The 17,703-nt window shown below is 61.5% G+C and carries 16 protein-coding genes and 1 pseudogene; 16 read left to right on the top strand and 1 reads right to left on the bottom strand.

The genetic code is table 11. The features are described from left to right. The first annotated feature begins 111 nt into the window (after window positions 1–111). The 4 genes from AC1KVG_RS04930 (at window position 112) to AC1KVG_RS04915 (ending at window position 5,155) form a co-directional block, all read left to right on the top strand. Window positions 112–1,404 (top strand): adenylosuccinate synthase, encoded by a 1,293-nt coding sequence (locus AC1KVG_RS04930; RefSeq protein WP_023902982.1) that lies wholly within the window; start codon window positions 112–114, stop codon window positions 1,402–1,404. A 174-nt stretch (window positions 1,405–1,578) separates the two neighbouring features. After that, window positions 1,579–4,242: a M1 family metallopeptidase gene (locus tag AC1KVG_RS04925; protein ID WP_481093683.1), complete on the top strand. Its 2,664-nt coding sequence runs from the start codon at window positions 1,579–1,581 to the stop codon at window positions 4,240–4,242. 330 nt (window positions 4,243–4,572) lie between these two features. After that, window positions 4,573–4,857, top strand: coding sequence for a CopG family transcriptional regulator (locus AC1KVG_RS04920; protein ID WP_104627855.1), 285 nt, complete (start codon window positions 4,573–4,575; stop codon window positions 4,855–4,857). 1 nt (window position 4,858) lies between these two features. Continuing rightward, window positions 4,859–5,155, top strand: a complete 297-nt coding sequence (locus AC1KVG_RS04915; protein ID WP_481093682.1) for a type II toxin-antitoxin system RelE/ParE family toxin — start codon at window positions 4,859–4,861, stop codon at window positions 5,153–5,155. A 45-nt stretch (window positions 5,156–5,200) separates the two neighbouring features. Here the strand turns inward: AC1KVG_RS04915 and bdcA are convergent, their stop codons facing one another. Further along, window positions 5,201–5,914, bottom strand: a complete 714-nt coding sequence (bdcA, locus tag AC1KVG_RS04910; RefSeq protein ID WP_481093681.1) for an SDR family oxidoreductase — start codon at window positions 5,912–5,914, stop codon at window positions 5,201–5,203. 71 nt (window positions 5,915–5,985) lie between these two features. On the opposite strand from bdcA, the gene AC1KVG_RS04905 reads away from it, so the two are divergent. From AC1KVG_RS04905 to AC1KVG_RS04850, 12 genes and pseudogenes are all read left to right on the top strand, one after another. Further along, on the top strand, window positions 5,986–6,582 hold the full coding sequence (locus AC1KVG_RS04905; protein ID WP_481093680.1) for a TetR/AcrR family transcriptional regulator: 597 nt from the start codon (window positions 5,986–5,988) through the stop codon (window positions 6,580–6,582). 130 nt (window positions 6,583–6,712) lie between these two features. Next, a complete protein-coding gene (locus AC1KVG_RS04900) occupies window positions 6,713–7,243 on the top strand; it encodes a MarR family transcriptional regulator (protein ID WP_481093770.1) in 531 nt (176 codons plus the stop codon). Next, window positions 7,233–7,468: pseudogene (locus tag AC1KVG_RS04895) on the top strand (hypothetical protein); the annotation flags it as partial. The gene AC1KVG_RS04900 and the pseudogene AC1KVG_RS04895, both read left to right, overlap by 11 nt. Window positions 7,469–7,623: 155 nt before the next feature. Beyond that, window positions 7,624–7,887, top strand: a complete 264-nt coding sequence (locus AC1KVG_RS04890; RefSeq protein WP_481093679.1) for a YlcI/YnfO family protein — start codon at window positions 7,624–7,626, stop codon at window positions 7,885–7,887. 6 nt (window positions 7,888–7,893) lie between these two features. Continuing rightward, a complete protein-coding gene (locus tag AC1KVG_RS04885) occupies window positions 7,894–8,202 on the top strand; it encodes a type II toxin-antitoxin system RelE/ParE family toxin (protein WP_481093678.1) in 309 nt (102 codons plus the stop codon). A gap of 53 nt (window positions 8,203–8,255) precedes the next feature. Continuing rightward, window positions 8,256–9,248, top strand: a complete 993-nt coding sequence (locus AC1KVG_RS04880; RefSeq protein ID WP_481093677.1) for a restriction endonuclease — start codon at window positions 8,256–8,258, stop codon at window positions 9,246–9,248. A gap of 17 nt (window positions 9,249–9,265) precedes the next feature. Then, on the top strand, window positions 9,266–11,080 hold the full coding sequence (locus tag AC1KVG_RS04875) for a class I SAM-dependent DNA methyltransferase (RefSeq protein ID WP_481093676.1): 1,815 nt from the start codon (window positions 9,266–9,268) through the stop codon (window positions 11,078–11,080). Window positions 11,081–11,093: 13 nt separating this feature from the next. Continuing rightward, a complete protein-coding gene (locus tag AC1KVG_RS04870; protein WP_228434274.1) occupies window positions 11,094–11,525 on the top strand; it encodes a nucleotidyltransferase substrate binding protein in 432 nt (143 codons plus the stop codon). Continuing rightward, window positions 11,518–13,092, top strand: coding sequence for a restriction endonuclease subunit S (locus AC1KVG_RS04865; protein ID WP_481093675.1), 1,575 nt, complete (start codon window positions 11,518–11,520; stop codon window positions 13,090–13,092). The genes AC1KVG_RS04870 and AC1KVG_RS04865 overlap by 8 nt, the downstream gene beginning before the upstream one ends. Beyond that, the gene (locus AC1KVG_RS04860; RefSeq protein ID WP_481093674.1) at window positions 13,089–13,835 is read left to right on the top strand and encodes an abortive infection family protein; all 747 of its coding nucleotides are present in this window, start codon (window positions 13,089–13,091) and stop codon (window positions 13,833–13,835) included. The genes AC1KVG_RS04865 and AC1KVG_RS04860 overlap by 4 nt, the downstream gene beginning before the upstream one ends. After that, window positions 13,835–14,509: a hypothetical protein gene (locus AC1KVG_RS04855; RefSeq protein ID WP_481093673.1), complete on the top strand. Its 675-nt coding sequence runs from the start codon at window positions 13,835–13,837 to the stop codon at window positions 14,507–14,509. Before AC1KVG_RS04860 ends, AC1KVG_RS04855 begins: the two co-directional genes overlap by 1 nt. After that, on the top strand, window positions 14,509–17,688 hold the full coding sequence (locus AC1KVG_RS04850) for a type I restriction endonuclease subunit R (RefSeq protein WP_481093672.1): 3,180 nt from the start codon (window positions 14,509–14,511) through the stop codon (window positions 17,686–17,688). Before AC1KVG_RS04855 ends, AC1KVG_RS04850 begins: the two co-directional genes overlap by 1 nt. Window positions 17,689–17,703 lie beyond the last annotated feature (15 nt).

Here is a 17,703-nt window from a genome sequence, read left to right as displayed (position 1 = left end):
GCCATTGCAACGCTCCCCGATGGAGCTGCGCGCCAGGTGTCGCCGCCAGCCTTGAACCGGTCCCATCCCGCGGCCCCGATGGCCGCAGCAAAACTCAGGAGTTCACCCGTCATGGGTCAGTCAGTTGTCGTGCTCGGTGCCCAGTGGGGCGATGAAGGCAAAGGCAAGATCGTCGATCTGCTCACCGAAGAAATCGGTGCGGTCGTCCGCTTCCAGGGCGGCCATAACGCCGGCCACACCCTGGTCATCAACGGCAAGAAGACCGTCTTGCATCTGATCCCCTCCGGTATCCTGCGCGACGACGCGCTGTGCCTGATCGGCAATGGCGTGGTGATCTCCCCGGCCGCGCTGATCAAGGAAATCGGCGAGCTGGAATCGGCCGGTGTGGAAGTGCGTTCGCGCCTGAAGATCTCCCCGGCCGCGCCGTTGATCATGCCGTACCACATCGCGCTGGATCAGGCCCGTGAGAAGGCCGCCGGCGGCAAGGCCATCGGCACCACCGGCCGCGGTATCGGCCCGGCGTACGAAGACAAGGTCGCTCGCCGCGGTATCCGCATCGCCGACCTGCATTACCCGCCGCAGCTGGAAGAACTGCTGCGCACCGCGCTGGATTACCACAACTTCGTGCTGACCAAGTACCTGGGCGTGGAAGCGGTGGATTTCCAGAAGACCTTCGACGAGGCGCTGGCCTTCGGCGAGTACGTGCAGCCGATGAAGTCCGATGTGGCCGGCATCCTGCACGACCTGCGCAAGCAGGGCAAACGCGTGCTGTTCGAAGGCGCGCAGGGCGCGTTGCTGGATATCGACCACGGCACCTACCCGTACGTCACCAGCTCCAACACCACCGTGGGCGGCGCACTGGCCGGCACCGGCGTGGGCGCTGACGCGATCGACTACGTGCTCGGCATCGCCAAGGCCTACGCCACGCGCGTGGGCGGCGGCCCATTCCCGACCGAGCTGGACGACGCAGTGGGCCAGGGCATCCGCGACCGCGGTGCCGAATACGGCGCCTCCACCGGCCGCCCGCGTCGCTGCGGCTGGATGGACATCGTTGCGCTCAAGCGGGCGGTGGCCATCAACGGCATCTCCGGCCTGTGCATCACCAAGCTCGACGTGCTCGACGGCATGGAAAAGCTCAAGGTCTGCATCGCCTACGAATACCGCGGCAAGCGCACCGAATATGCACCGCTGGACGCGCAGGGTTGGGAAGAGTGCACCCCCGTGTACCTGGAGTTCCCGGGCTGGACCGAGAACACCCACGGCATCACCGAGTGGGACAAGCTGCCCGTCGCCGCCCGTGCCTACCTGCGCGCGCTGGAAGAACTGGCCGGCTGCCCGATCAGCATCGTTTCCACCGGCCCGGATCGTGACCACACGATGGTGCTGCAGGATCCGTTTGCCTGATCGGCTGACGCCAATCGCGGCATCGTCCAACGGCCCGGCTTGTCCGGGCCGTTGGCGTTTGAGGATTACTGAGATTTGGCATGACTTTTGGCGGTGCCTGCGTGCACTGTTCCGGCGGATCATCCGCGGCCTGGCGCCGTTGCGTGTCTACTTCGCCCCCATCGAGAATTTCCCGTGCGTCTTCCCCTGGTGACCGCCATCGCATTGGCCCTGGTCGGTACAAGTCCGTCAGCCTCTGTCTTCGCAGCTGCGCCCGTGCCGACGAGCGCCGATGCCTCGTCCATCACCACCCAGTTGCCGCGCACGGCCAAGCCCACGCATTACGCAGTGGAGATCACTCCGCACGCCGACAAGATGACGTTCGACGGCAAGGTCGCCATCAACATCAGCGTGCTGCAGCCCACCGACCGCATCGTGTTGCAGGCGGCCAACTTGAGCTTCGCGCGCGGCACGCTTATGCAAAAAGGCGGCAAGCCGCAAACGGCCACGGTCAGCACCGATGCCGAGGCGCAGACCGCCACGTTCGCATTCGACAAGCCGCTGGCAGTGGGTGAGTACGTGCTGTCCATCGACTACAGCGGCGTGATCAACACGCAGGCCAACGGCTTGTTCGCGCTGGATTACACCACCGCGCAAGGTGCGCGCCACGCGTTGTTCACCCAGTTCGAAAACTCCGATGCGCGCCGCTTTATTCCTTCCTGGGACGAGCCCAACTTCAAGGCCACCTTCGACCTGGCGATCAATGCGCCGGCCGGGCAGATGGCGGTGAGCAACATGCCGGTGGCCTCGTCGCGGCCGGGCGCAAACGGGCGCACCCGCATCGCGTTCCAGACCTCGCCCAAGATGTCCACATACCTGCTGTTCGTCAGCGTGGGCGATTTCGAGCGTGCCACCGTCACCGCCGACAACGGCACCGAGATCGGCGTGATCGCGCAGAAGGGCAAGGTGGGCCAGGCGCAATTCGCACTGGAATCCGGCCGCGACGTGTTGCACGAGTACAACGACTACTTCGGCGTCCCGTACCCGCTGCCCAAGCTGGACAACATCGCCGCGCCCGGGCGCAGCCAGTTCTTCAGCGCCATGGAAAACTGGGGTGCGATCTTTACCTTCGAATACTCGTTGTTGCTGGATCCGGCAGTGTCCAACATCACCGACAAGCAGGGCGTCTTCACCATCGCTGCCCACGAAATCGCGCACCAGTGGTTCGGCAATCTGCTGACCATGGCGTGGTGGGACGACCTGTGGCTCAACGAAGGCTTCGCCAACTGGATGGAAGCGCGCACCACGGCAAAAGTGCATCCGGAATGGGATATCGACAAGACCGGCCCGGCCCAGAAGAGCCGCGCGGCGATGCTGCGCGATGCGTATGCGACCACCCACCCGGTGGTGCAGCACGTGGCCACCGTGGAGCAGGCCAGCCAGGCCTTCGACGCCATCACCTACGAGAAGGGCGAGGCGGTGATTGCCATGCTGGAAGACTACGTCGGCTCCGATCGCTGGCGTGCCGGCGTGCGTAGTTACATCAAGCAGCACCAGTACGGCAATGCGGTGACCGACCAGTTGTGGCAGCAGATCGACGCGGTGGCCCCGGGCAAGCAATTCACCCAGGTGGCGCACGACTTCACCCTGCAGCCGGGCGTGCCGTTGATCAAGGCCAGCAGCCGCTGCGTCGGCGGCCAGGCCACGGTGACGCTGGAACAGGGCGAGTTCACGCTGGACCGCCCCGACAAGCAGCCGTTGCGCTGGCATGTGCCGGTCGTCCTGCGCAGCGGCGATGGCACGCCGGTGCGCGTGTTGGTGGACGGCACTGCCCAGGTGCAGGTGCCGGGCTGCGACGCACCGGTGGTGGTCAATGCCGGGCAAAAGGGCTACTTCCGCACCTTGTATGCGCCCGCGCAGTTCAAGGCGCTGACCGACAGCTTTGGAACGCTGCCGGTGGTGGACCAGTTGGGCGTGTTGAACGACACCAACGCACTGGCCGGCGCGGGCGTACAGGCAGAGGCCGACGTGCTGAACCTCACCGCCCAGGTGGCGGTCGGCGCATCGCCCGATGTCTGGGACATGGTCGCCAGCATCTACGATGGCGTGGATGGCAGCTTCGAGCGCGACCCGGCTGCGCGCGCCGCATGGCGTGCCTATGCCGTGCCGCGGCTGTCGGCCGAATTCGCAACGCTGGGCTGGGACAACCGCGAGGGCGACTCGGCGCAGATCCAGCAGCTGCGGACGCGCATGATCGCCGCCCTCAGCGACATGCAAGACGCGCAGGTGATTGCCGAGGCGCGCCAGCGTTTTGCCGCCTTCCGGGCCAACCCCGCATCGCTGTCGCCGGAACTGCGCGACAGCGTGCTGGGTGCGGTTGCGCGCAATGCCGACACCGCCACCTGGGACGCCTTGCATGCCTTGGCCAAGCAGGAAACCTCGTCGATGGTGCGCGACACCTATTACGATTTCCTCTCTATGCCCAACGACGAGGCGCTGGCCAAGCGCGCGCTGGCACTGGCGTTGACACCGGAACCGGGCGCCACGACCGGTGCGAGCATGATCGACCGGGTCGCCTCCCAGCATCCGGAGCTTGCCTTCGATTTCGCCGTGGCGCATCGCACGCAGGTGGACACCCTGGTGGACTCCACTTCGCGTGCCCGCTACTACCCCGGCCTGGGCATTGACTCGGCAGAGCTTGCCACCGCCGACAGGATCAAGGCCTATGCCGACCAGTACATCGCACCGACCTCGCGGCAGGCCGCAGACAACGCCATCAACACGATCCAGACGCGGGTAACGCTGCGGGCGGCGTCATTGCCGCAGATCAAGGCGTGGTTGAAACAGCGCAAACGCTGAGCGTTGCAGTCATCGCAGCACAGGAAACGGCCCGGCCTTGCCGGGCTTTTCCTTGCCGCGCCGGCAGTCACCGGGAGGTGGGGAGCGAGGCGTGCTTGCAAAAGCAGAAGGGGGTGAGCAGACCCTGACTCGCACGCCTGGTTGCAGTGCTTTAGGTGCTCCACGCTGTCAGTGCAGTGCCCCGGTCCGCCCTGGGGGAGGCGCGTAGGCGCCCGCCCGGACGCGGTCGCTTTCGAGCGGGCCGGCAACCGGCATGCGGTGTAGATGCAAGGTGCTGTGACACAGCTGTGCTACATTCGCGCGTACGAAATGCACAAGCTCGAGGATTTCATGAGCACCACAACCATCCGTCTTCCAGACGAACTCAAGATGCGCGTTGCTGCAGCCGCGAAGCGGGGCGGCACGACGGCACATAGTTTCATCCTGGAAGCGATCGCCGAAAAGGCGGAATCGGTCGAGCGTCGTGCCGATTTCGATGCGGTTGCCGAGCAGCGTTATGCCGGCATTGTCGCGTCCGGCAAAACCATCGCCTGGGACGACATGCGTGGCTATCTGGAAAAGCGCATGGCCGGCGAGCCGGCAAAGCGTCCCACGGCCCGCAAACTAGCCCGGTAGCATGGTGCGTATCGAGCTGGCACCGGAGGTTGCACAGGATCTTGAGCGGATCTTCGACCACCTCCAGCGCCATGAGACCGCACATGTCGCAGCACGCCTGCACGAGATCATTGCGGCAATCGATGTGCTGGAAACCAATCCGCTGATCGGCCGGCCGGCTGGCGGCGACAAGCGCGAACTGGTGATCGGTCGCGGCGCGCACGGCTATCTTGCGCTGTATTGCCATGTCGCGCAGATCGACACGGTGTTTGTGCTGGCCGTTCGCTCGCAACGTGAGGCGGGCTTTGCGGGGCCGTGATGTCCGCAGTCCCTCATCGCCGTAGCCAATGCAGACGCCGCCGCGTCATGCTCCAAACGCACCATCGATCGTATGCATCGCGCCGGTGACAAAGCTCGCTTCCGAGCCAGCCAGCCAGGCCACCATGCCGGCCACTTCGTCGGCGCGGCCGTGGCGTTTGATCGCCATGAAGCTGTGCATCAGGTCTTTCATCGGCCCGTTTTCCGGGTTGGCGTCGGTATCGATCGGGCCCGGTTGCACCACGTTGATGGTGATGCCACGCGGCCCGAAGTCGCGGGCCAGCCCGCGCGCCAGCCCTTGCAGCGCGGATTTGCTCAGCGCGTAGGACGCCATGCCGGGCAGCGGCATGCGGTCGCCGTTGACCGAGCCGATCACGATGATCCGCCCGCCGGGCGGCATCTGCCGCGCGGCCTCCACGGCGGCGTGGTAGGGCGCGTGCACGTTGATGCGGAACAGCCGGTCCACCGCGTCCGGATCCTGGTCCAGGGCGTCGCCGAACAAGGCGATGCCGGAGTTGACCACCAGCACATCCAGCGGCCCGCTGCGTCGCACCGTGGCGATGACCGCATCGCGGTCGGCGCTGTCGGCCAACACCGCGGTGCTGCCGGTGTCACCGGCCAGGCGCTGCGCCGCCTCGGCAGAACCGGCGTAGGTAAACGTCACCCGCGCGCCCTCGGCCACGAAGCGCCGCACGATGGCGGCCCCAATCCCCCGGCTGCCACCAAGCACCAACACCGACTTGTCTTTGAACGCTGACATGCATCCACCTCGCAATTAATGTAGCGAGTAATACATAATATATTTCGTCTGCCGTCAAGGATTTTGTAACAATGACTACAGAAATCTCTCGGGCCCGCGGGCGGCCGCGTGCGTTCGACCCGGACCAAGCGGTCGCCACTGCGCAGCAGCTGTTTCATGCGCGCGGCTACGACGCACTGAGCGTGGCCGACCTCACCAAGGCGCTGGGCATCAACCCGCCCAGTTTCTACGCCGCCTTCGGCAGTAAGGCCGGCCTGTATGCGCGCATCCTCGACCGCTACGCGCAGACCGGTGCCATCCCGCTGCCGCAGATTCTGGACGCCAACCGCCCGCTGGCCGACGCGCTGGCCGACGTACTGGAGCAGGCCGCCCGCTGCTACGCCGCAGACCCCGCCGCCACCGGTTGCCTGGTGCTGGAAGGCACGCGCAGCAACGACGCGCAGGCGCGCGAGGCGGCCTGCGGCTTTCATGTCGCAGCCCAGGAGTTGATCCGTTCCCACATCGCCAAGCAGTGCCCGCACGACGCAGACCGGCTGGCGGATTTCGTCAGCACCACCATGGCCGGGCTGTCCGCCAGCGCCCGGCATGGGCAGAGCCTGGAGCGTCTGTTGGCGAGTGCACGGCTGGCGGGGGAGGCGCTTCGGGCAGCGCTGCGGGGAATTGGTTGAGCGTGTCCGGCTTCTGCCGTTGAGCGATAGACCTCATCTAGGTCAGAGCGTGCAGCAAAGACTGCTTGCAAAAACAGCTTGTTCGCCGAATATTCCATATTCCGGAATATGGAATAAGGCGGGCTTGGCTGTGGAACTGAAGCCGCAGGATCTGGTGGTGCTGTACAAGCAGGTCGCCCAACCGGGCCAGGCCTGGACCTATGCCTCCCTTGGAGAAGCGCTGGGCATGAGCCCTTCTCAGGTGCATCGCAGCGTCAAGCGCGCGGTGGCCTCCGGCTTGGCGCTGGAAAAAAGTCGCGGCGAGTGGGAGACGGTGCGCACGGCGCTGCACGAGTTTGCGGTCCACGGCGTGCGTTACGCCTTTCCTGCCGTCATCGGGCCGCTAAGGCGTGGCATTCCTACGGCCTTCGGCGTGCCCCCACTGTCCATTGCCATTTCCAGCTCCCCAGGGGATGTACCGGTGTGGCCAAGCGCGCAGGGCACGGCCAAAGGCCCCAGCTTGTCGCCGTTGTCGGCCGGTGTGCCCAACGCTGCGCTGGCCGACCCTGCCTTGCACCAACTGCTGGCGCTGCAGGACGCCCTGCGCAGCGGGCGCGCCCGCGAGCGCACGCTGGCGGCGCGCTATCTCAGGCAGTTGCTGGGGCTTGGCAATGCGGTCTGATGATCCTAACTACCGCACCTACTTGTGATTGCGAATGCATTGGGCGAGCTTCGCGAACACGTAGTCTTCCTCGGCGGAGCAGTTGTTGGCCTGCTGGTATCCGATCCATTGGCTGAAAGCGTCCGCGCCACCTATGACGTCGATGCGGTGGTCAATCTTGATTGGTCCCGGTTCCGCGGTATCGAGGCGCGTGTGGAGTCGCAGGGCTTCGCGCGCGCGATGCAGCCGAACCGGAGCGCGCAAGCGTCGTGCTTCAGCGCCTACGTACCATTGCATCAGAGTAGCTGCGACATCGTCGGCTTTAAGTCTGCAAAGAAAACCTTGAAGCACCGCGGCCCGCTTGCGATGATGCATCGCAATTGCAACGCACTGGGCCTGCCATGAAATCCGCATCTCTTCCATCGCTCCGGGTGGACCCGGCACTGCGCGAAGCGGCCGAAGCCGTGTTGCAGGAGGGTGAGACGCTTTCCAGCTTCGTCGAGCAATCTGTGCGCGCCCAGGTGCAGCAGCGTCAGCAGCAAGAGGCCTTTATCGCACGCGGGTTGGCGTCACGTGACAGCGCCAAGGCGTCCGGCCGCTACATCGACACCAAAGATGTGATGACCGGCTTGCAGTCCCAGCTAGACAAAACACGCAAGGGCTGATCCAGGGTGCGTTTCAACGTCCGTTTTACCGAGGCGGCGCGTGATGATCTTGCGCGGCTCTACGACGACCTGTTGCAGCGGGCTGGAGCCGATTTCGCTGTGGCCGAGCGCGCTTTGCAGTTCATTGGTGATGGCATCGCCGTGCTTGAAGTGGCACCGCTGAGCTGTCGTAAAGTTCGCCAAGGCGACCCTTTCCAGCGTGAACTGGTGATTGGCTTCGGCCCAAGTGGCTATGCGCTGTTGTTCGAAGTCCAAGACAAGCAGACGGTGCTTGCGCTCGCAGTGAGGCATCAGCGTGAAGACGACTGGTGCTAAGGTCTTGCGACGAAGAATGTATAGAAAATTTTGAATTTAAGAAGAAGGTCGTGATGGCACGGATGTGGATGGTGCGCGGTGAGGGCGGGAGCTTGTACGAAGCATTTCGCGAGCAAGGCGTGGTTGCAGTAGGTTGGACTCAGCTCGCGGCTGAGGCCAAGCCAGGTGTTGATCGCAAGCAATTGATCGCCATTTATCAGGCTGCTGAGCCATTGGCCAGACCTGGTACCGTCATTTCCGGAGCCTCTCAGGTATGGCGTTTCGTAAATGAAATTCAGCAAGACGATTGGGTCATTACTTACTCGCCAGCGAATCGCCTTTACGCAGTTGGCACTGTGGCGGGGCAGGCGGAGTACCTCCCCGAGTCGGCCGAATCAGGCATAGCACTTGCGCGGAAGGTGCAATGGCTGCAGCAGGAGCTTCCCCGCGATCACCTGGGTATCTCAACCAAGAATAGCCTTGGCTCCACACTGACATTGTTTGAGGTGCCGCCCAGTGCCGCCGACGAGATATTGGCAGTGCTCAAAGGTAAGCCGGTACAGGAGATCGAAGAAGCGCTTGACGAAGCCGTTGCCGACCCTCTCGCAGGTATCGAGTCCCAGGCGCTCGAGCGCATCAAGGATCTGGTCAGCGAGCTTGGCTGGAATGACATGCAACAACTTGTGGCCGGCATTCTGCGAGCGATGGGCTACAAGACCCAGATCTCGCCTCCCGGCTCGGACCGTGGGAAAGACATCGTTGCATCGCCCGACGGGTTTGGCTTCGAACATCCACGTATTGTCGTGGAGGTCAAGCATCGTAAGGGGCAGATGGGCAGTCAGGACATTCGCAGCTTTCTTGGTGGGCGCCACAAGGATGATCGCGGTTTGTATGTCAGCACCGGCGGCTTCAGCAAGGATGCGCAGTACGAAGCAGATCGCGCGTCCATTCCACTGGCGCTGTGGACGCTGGACCATGTGGTGCGCGCGCTGATCGAGCACTATGCGGCTACCGACGCCGAAACAAAACGCATTGTGCCGCTGAAGCGGCTTTACTGGCCCGCCTGAAGCCAGAGGAAGAAAAAGTGACATCTACCGAACAAAAGATCGAGCGCTTCATCGCCGCGTTGGCTTCGCTTGGCGGCAGCGCGGGCAATCAACGTCTGCGTGAGGAACTGGGCTGGCAGGACAGCACCTACCAACGCATCAAGCAGCAACTGATCGACGACGGCCGCATCCGCGCTGGTCGGGGGCGAGGTGGATCGGTTGCCTTGACGGCGGCGATACAAATGCCAGCTGCGCCCAATGTTGCACCCGAGCCCAAGCCGGCACGGGCCAAACCTGCGGCTGCAACTCTCAAGAAGGAATCTGTGTCCGAACTCGACTACGCCGACAAGCTCTGGAAAACCGCCGACAAGCTGCGCGGCAACATGGAGCCCAGCGACTACAAGCACGTTGTGCTCGGCCTGATCTTCCTCAAGTACATCTCGGATGCCTTCGAAGCCCGGCACGCGGCATTGCTGGCCGAAGATCCACAGGCTGCAGAGGACAAGGACGAGTACCTCGCCGAGAATATTTTCTGGGTTCCCAAGCAGGCGCGTTGGTCGCACCTGCAGGCAAACGCCAAGCAATCGAGCATCGGCACGCTGATCGATGACGCCTTGCGCGCCATCGAGAAGGACAACGAATCGCTGAAAGGCGTGCTGCCCAAGGACTACGCGCGCCCCGCGCTCAACAAGGTGATGCTGGGCGAACTGATCGACCTGATTTCTGGTATTGCGCTCAACGACAAGGGCGCCAAGTCCAAAGACGTGCTGGGCCGCGTGTATGAATATTTTCTCGGCCAGTTCGCCGGCGCCGAAGGCAAGCGCGGCGGCGAGTTCTACACACCGCGCAGCGTGGTGCACACCCTGGTGGAGATGATCGAGCCTTACAAGGGCCGCATCTACGACCCCTGCTGCGGCAGCGGCGGTATGTTCGTGCAGAGCGAAAAGTTCGTCAACGAGCACGGCGGGCGCATTGGCGACATCGCCATCTATGGGCAGGAAAGCAATTACACGACCTGGCGCCTGTGCAAGATGAACCTCGCCGTGCGCGGCATCGATAGCGACATCCGCTGGAACAACGAGGGCAGCTTTCACAAGGACGAACTGCGCGACCTGAAAGCTGACTTCATCCTGGCCAACCCACCGTTCAACATTTCCGACTGGGGCGGCGAACGGCTGCGTGATGACGTGCGTTGGGCGTTCGGGCCACCACCGGTGGGCAATGCCAACTACGCCTGGTTGCAGCACATCGTCCATCACCTCAGCCCGCACGGCTTTGCCGGCGTTGTCCTGGCGAATGGCTCGATGAGCAGCCAGCAAAGCGGCGAAGGCGACATCCGTAAGGCGATGATCGAAGCCGGCGTGGTCGATTGCATGGTCGCCCTGCCTGGGCAGCTGTTCTATTCCACGCAGATTCCGGCCTGCCTGTGGATTCTGGCCAAGGACCGCAGCAACGGACTGGTGCTACAGAGCAAGCTACGCGACCGCCGTGGCGAAATCCTGTTCATCGACGCTCGCAACATGGGCACACTGGTTGACCGCACCCGGCGCGAATTGAGCGATGCCGAGGTGGCCAGGATCGCGGCGACCTATCACGCATGGCGTGGCGAGCAGGATGCAGGCGACTACGCTGATATCGCCGGGTTCTGCAAGTCCGCCCCGCTCGATGAGGTGCGCAAGCACGGCCATGTACTCACGCCGGGCCGCTATGTCGGCGCAGCGGCGCAAGAGGATGATGGCGAACCGTTTGCGCAGAAGATGCAGCGCCTGGCAACGCTGTGGCGGGAGCAGCAGCAGGAAGCGGTGAAGCTTGACGCAGCGATCGAGATGAATCTGAAGCACCTGGGCTTCTGACAGGAGAGACATGATGAACGAGAAACTCGACCTCACAGCACTGCGCGATGCGGTGTCTTCGCTGGAAGACAGCCTGGGCGTGGTCAGCGACAGCGCCTGGTTCGACCAGCAATCGAAACAGGTGAAAAACACGCTGGTGGCAGGCGTCATCCAGAATTTCGAGTTCGTCTATGAAATCGGCATCAAGATGCTCAAGCGCCAGATCGAGGCCGAATCCGCCAGCCCGGAGGAGGTGGATGAAACCAACTTCCGTGAAGTGCTGCGTGTGGCTGCCGAAAAGGGCTTGATCGCCGACGTGGAGGCCTGGTTCAAGTATCGGCAGATGCGCAACATTACCGCGCACACCTACGACCACGAAAAGGCGAAGAAGGTGTACCAGGGCACCCTGGACTTCATCGTCGATGCGCGCGACTTGTTGCAAAAGCTGGAAGCACGCAATGTCTGACACGCCCAATATCGACATCCGGCCCGATCATTGGCAGATCGTGCGCGACATTCTGCGCAAGCATGTGCCGCAATATGAAGTATGGGCTTTTGGCTCGCGCGCCAAATGGCTGGCCAAGCAGTATTCCGACCTGGACCTGGCCATCATCACCGATCAGCCCTTGTCGCTGGCGGTGAGTGCGGCGCTGGCTGACGATTTTTCCGAATCGGATTTGCCGTGGAAGGTCGATGTGGTTGATTGGGCGACGACCGTGGAGTCGTTTCGCAAGATCATTGAGCGTGACAAGGTGGTGGTGAAAGAAGGGCAAAAAAGCTTGGCAATGAAGGATGAAATTTACTACGTTCCTTTACGGGATTTAACCACTCGTATTACGAAGGGAACGACTCCATCGAGAGGCGAGGGCTTTGTCTCTGTCGGGATCAACTACATCAAGTCAGAATCGATCACGTCAGATGGCACGATTGATACAGATAAATTTGCATACATCGATAAGCTAACTCATGACGCGCTCGCTAGATCTCAGCTTTGCGCAGGCAATGTTCTCTTCTCGATGGCAGGCGTCTATTTGGGAAAAACAGCAATTGTACGACCGGAGCATGTTCCTGCAAATGCCAATCAAGCAGTAGGTATCATCACTCCTGATCAATCTAAGGCTGATCCACGCTTCATTCACTATTCAATTCAATCGCCGGCCTGTCGCTCCTGGATTAAAAATTCAGCGGCGCAATCAGCGCAGCCGAATTTCAACCTGAAAGAGATCGGCGATCTGCCGATTCCGAGTTTCTCCCTCGAAGAACAGCGCAGGATTTCAAACATCCTCGGCGCGCTCGATGACAAAATAGAGCTAAACCGACGCTCGAACCAGACGCTGGAAGCGATAGCCCGCGCCCTGTTCAAGTCCTGGTTCGTGGACTTCGACGGCGTGCCGCCAGATGACATGCAGGAATCGGAACTGGGCTTGATTCCTAAAGGGTGGCGGGCTGCCTCACTCGACTCGATTGCTCACTACCTTAATGGTCTGGCGTCGCAGAAATTTCCACCAGAGAGTGAGGTCGAGTTCTTGCCCGTCATAAAAATCGCGCAATTGCGAGCTGGTAATGCGCAAAATGCAGACAAAGCAAGTGCTCGGCTCAAATCAGAATATATCGTGCAAGACGGTGATGTATTGTTTTCATGGTCAGGTACGCTGGAAGTCGAAGTGTGGACGGGTGGTCGTGGAGCATTGAACCAGCATCTGTTCAAAGTGACTTCGACAGAAGTGCCCAAGTGGTTTTATTATTTTGCCACACGCGAACACTTGCCCGATTTCCGAGCCATCGCCGCAGGCAAAGCCACCACGATGGGCCATATTCAACGCAAGCACCTTGCCGGCGCTAGAGTCGCCGTGCCGCCCACCGATGCGATGGATGAGTTCGACCGCACCATCGCGCCGCTGTTCGAGAAGATCATCAACAATGCCTTGCAATCTAGAGCCCTTGCCCAACTTCGCGACATCCTGCTCCCTAAGTTGATTTCGGGTGAGTTTCGGGTGAAGGATGTGAAGTGCTTCCTGGAAAAAACAAAGTGAGTCTGGATTGGTGCCCAGGCATCCGTGAAGCATGCTTGTATTGGCGCGAAGCGCCGATGTTGCAGCAAACCTTCGATGCGCTGGAACGCACGCTAGATCAGGACAACGATGCGTGTATAGATTGCGCAAAATCAATCGTTGAAGTGTTCTGCCGCATCATCGTGGATGAACTGGATTCGCCTACTCAACCTGTCAAGCCAAAAGTCTCGGCCCCTGATTTTGGTGCGTGGGTCAGTGCCGCTGTGCGCGTGCTTAAGCTTGGCGAAAATCAAAACAGCAAATTTCTCAAGCTGGTTTCGCAGCACTACAAACTGACAGCAGCATTGGGTGATCTACGAAACGAATCTGGACCGGTCAGTCATGGGCGTGATGGATTTCTTGCCAAACTGTCCATCCACCATCGCCGCTCGGCGGTCCTGTCAGCGGATGCACTGGTGATGTTTCTGCACCAAGCCTACCTGGAGGCGCAGCGAGATCCGGTCAATTCGCGCGAGCCTTGGGAGCGGTTTGAGGAATTTAATAATTTAATTGACGCTTATGTCGGGTTGGAGTTGGTAACGGACGATGAAGGCAATCCTGAGTTTCGGGTTATTTTGCCTGACAATGACTTCTTTCCCCTCAATGTTTCCGTCAGTCGTGTGCTCTACCAGCTTGATCGTGGTGCCTATATCGAAGCGCTGAACGCCGCACGTGATGCTACTGCTCTTGTAGCGGAGCAGGATGTACAACGAGGAGAGCACTAATGGCATGGGATTGGGCAGTGATTGGAACCGCTGTTGGTGGGTTTTCCACCCTGATATACACCGGCTTCACTTATGCACTTCTGCGTGAGAACCGTGCGCTACGCAAGGCAGGGCGCTCGCCCCATGTGATTGCCCATTTCGAGCCGCACCCTGATGGCAACGGAGCCCTGCAACTTGCGTTCTCCAACGTAGGCACAGGTCCAGCCCTGGATGTCTGCTATTCGTTTGAGCGTGAGGCGGGCGATTTTGAGAACTATCACATTTTGTTCAAGCACGCCGAAGAGCGCCCGGCGTTGACCATGATTGGGCAAGGTGAAAAGTTCAGCTTTACTTTTGCTATCGGGTTCAACCTGTTCAGTCCCAAAGATGCGAAGGTCAGCAGAAGGCTCAAGCCTTTTTACGTCAACGTTAGCTGGCGTGCTGCAGGGGAAAAGAAGCTAAACGCTGAAAAATATCTTTTGGATATCTCGGCATATGCCGGGCTGCCTGGGGTTGTCGAGAAGCCATCCATTGCCAAGATCGCAGATGCGCTGGGTGACATCAAAAGGCACATGGGAACATTGGCGCAAAATGCTGACGCACGAATTCGAATAGTGGATGCGACCTCAATCGAGGAGCACATAAGGAAAGTCGTTCCAGTACGACAACCACTTTCCGATGAGGAGCAGAGCTAATGGCTTTTCTATCCGAAGCCGCAGTCGAGCAAGCCCTGCTTGAACAATTACGCAGGTTGGGCTACTCCGTCGTCTCGGACAACACAACGGGCCCGGACGGCAGCGCGCCGGAACGCGAAAGCCATGATGTCGTGGTGCTGCACCAGCGATTGGCCGATGCCGTCACCCGGCTCAACCCGCAGCTGCCGCCGGAGGCGAGGGAAGACGCCATCCGCAAGCTCACCCAAAACGAATTGCCGAACTTGCTGGAAGAAAACCGCCGCATCCACACGCTGCTGACCGAAGGCGTGGATGTCGAATACTACGCAGACGATGGTGTGCTGACAGCGGGCAAGGTTTGGCTGCTCGACTTCGACCGCCCGGAGAATAACGACTGGCTGGCCGTTCAACAGTTTGTGGTCATCAGCGGCCAGACCAGACGCCGGCCGGACGTAGTGCTGTTCGTCAATGGCCTGCCGCTGGCGGTGATCGAGTTGAAAGCGCCCGGCAGTGCAGGTGCAAACCTGGTAGGTGCATTCAACCAGCTGCAGACCTACAAACAGCAGATCCCCGCGTTGTTCCATACCAATGCGGTGCTGGTTACCTCCGATGGCATTGCCGCGCGGGTCGGCTCGCTGTCCGCCGATCTGGAGCGCTTCATGCCGTGGCGCACCACCGACGGCAGGCAGGTGCTGCCCAAGGGACAGCCGGAGCTGCCTACGCTGATCGAAGGCGTGTTCGCGCCGCAGCGGTTTCTTGAGCTGCTGCGCTGGTTCACCGCTTTTGGCGAAACCGGTGGCGGGCTGGTCAAGATCATTGCCGGTTACCACCAGTTCCACGCGGTGAACCACGCGGTGGAATCGACGATTCGCGCCTCACGCACGGCAATTGCCGAAGATCCAGCCAAGTACGGCTTGGCCAGCGTTAAAGCGCAGCCGGCAGGCGACCGCAGGGCGGGGGTGATCTGGCATACGCAGGGCAGCGGCAAGAGCCTGCTGATGGCCTTCTACGCCGGGCGGCTGGTGCAGCACCCGGCGATGCGCAACCCGACGCTGGTGGTGCTGACCGACCGCAACGACCTGGACGACCAGTTGTTCGGCACGTTTTCGATGTGCAAGGCGCTGCTCCGGCAGACACCGGTGCAGGCCGACAGCCGTGAGGATCTGGCGCGCCTGCTCGACCGCGCCAGCGGTGGCGTCATCTTCACCACTTTGCAGAAGTTCGGCGAAGTGGAGGCGCCATTGACCACGCGCCGCAACGTGGTGGTCATTGCCGATGAAGCGCACCGCAGCCAGTACGGCCTGAAAGCCAAACTGGACGCGAAGACCGGCGTGGTCTCGTATGGCTTTGCCAAATACATGCGCGATGCGCTGCCCAATGCCTCGTTCATCGGCTTCACCGGCACGCCCATCGAAGCGACCGACGTAAATACCCCCGCGCTGTTCGGCCATTACATCGATGTCTACGACATCAGCCGCGCGGTGGAAGATGGTGCAACTGTCCCGATCTATTACGAATCGCGGCTGGCGCGCATTGAACTGGATGAAGACGAAAAGCCTAATCTGGATGCAGAGGTCGAGGCCCTGTTCGAGGGGGAAGGCACAGATGAAAAGGAAAAGCTGAAAGGGCGGGCAGCCGCAGTGGAGCGGCTGGTCGGCAGCCAGAAGCGGCTGGCCCTGGTGGTGCAGGACCTGGTGACGCACTTCGAAGAGCGTGTGGCTGCGCTGGATGGCAAGGCGATGGCGGTGTGCATGAGCCGCGAGATCTGCGTTGACCTCTACACCGAAATCGTCAAGCTGCGCCCGCACTGGCACAGCGACGACGACACGCTGGGCGCGGTCAAGATCGTGATGACCGGCGCGGCCAGCGACCCGCCGCGCTGGCAGCCACATATCGGCAACAAGGCCCGGCGCGATGCCTTGGCGCGCCGCGCCAAGGACCCGGCCGACCCGTTGAAGCTGGTGATCGTGCGCGACATGTGGCTGACCGGCTTCGATGCGCCCTCCATGCACACCATGTATGTGGACAAGCCGATGAAGGGGCATGGCCTGATGCAGGCTATCGCGCGGGTCAACCGCGTGTTTCGGGACAAGCCGGCCGGCTTGATCGTCGACTACATCGGTATCGCGCAGAACCTGAAATCCGCACTGGCGCAGTATTCGCCGCAGGACAAGCAGAACACCGGTATCGACGAAGCGCAGGCGATCGCCATGCTGCGGGAGAAGTACGAAGTCGTGCGGGATATGTACCACGGCTTTGATTACCTCACGGCACTAAATGGCACGCCGCAGCAGCGCTTGGCGATGATGGCCGGTGCGATCGAGTGGATCCTCGATCAGCAGCAGCAATGGGTGGCCGCGGCAAGCAGCGACGATGGCAAGAAGGCAGCGCAACGCCGCTACCAGGACGCAGTGCTGGCCTTGTCCACGGCCTACGCGCTGGCCTCCGCCTCGGATGAGGCGCTCGCGGTGCGCGAGGAGGTGGGCTTCTTCCAGGCGATCCGCGAAGCCTTGGTCAAAAGCGCCACGGGTTCAGGCATCAGCTCGCAGGAGCGCGATTTCGCCATCCGCCAGATCGTGAGCCGTGCGGTGGTCTCCACCGAGATCGTGGATATCCTCAAAGCCGCCGGCATCCAGTCGCCGGACATTTCCATCCTGTCCGACGAATTTCTTGCCGAAGTGCAGCGGATGGACAAGAAGAACCTGGCATTGGAAGCGCTGCGCAAACTCATCAACGACGGCATCCGTTCGCGCAGCAAGCGCAATATTGTGGAGACCAAGGCGTTTTCGGAACGGCTGGAAGACGCGATTGCGCGCTACCACGCCAATGCCATCACCACCGCCGAAGTCTTGCAGGAACTGATCTGCATCGCCAAGGACATCCGCGCGGCACGTGCGCGTGGCGAAGAGCAGGGATTGAGCGAGGATGAAGTCGCGTTCTACGATGCGTTGGCAGAGAATGATTCTGCAGTGCAGGTGATGGGCGACGATGCACTCAAGGTCATCGCACACGAGCTGCTGGTGAGCCTCAAGGGCAGCGCTTCGGTGGATTGGGCGCGCCGCGATTCGGCGCGTGCGCGCATGCGCGTGCTGGTGAAACGCATCCTGCGCAAATACGGCTATCCGCCCGATTTGCAGGATGCTGCGGTGCGAACAGTGCTGCAGCAGGCAGAAGCACTCTCTGCTGCCTGGTCTGCATGAGTTGCGCTATTGACG

The sequence above is a fragment of the Xanthomonas sp. NCPPB 3959 genome (genome assembly GCF_056675575.1).
This window is presented reverse-complemented; position numbering and strand designations above follow the sequence as displayed.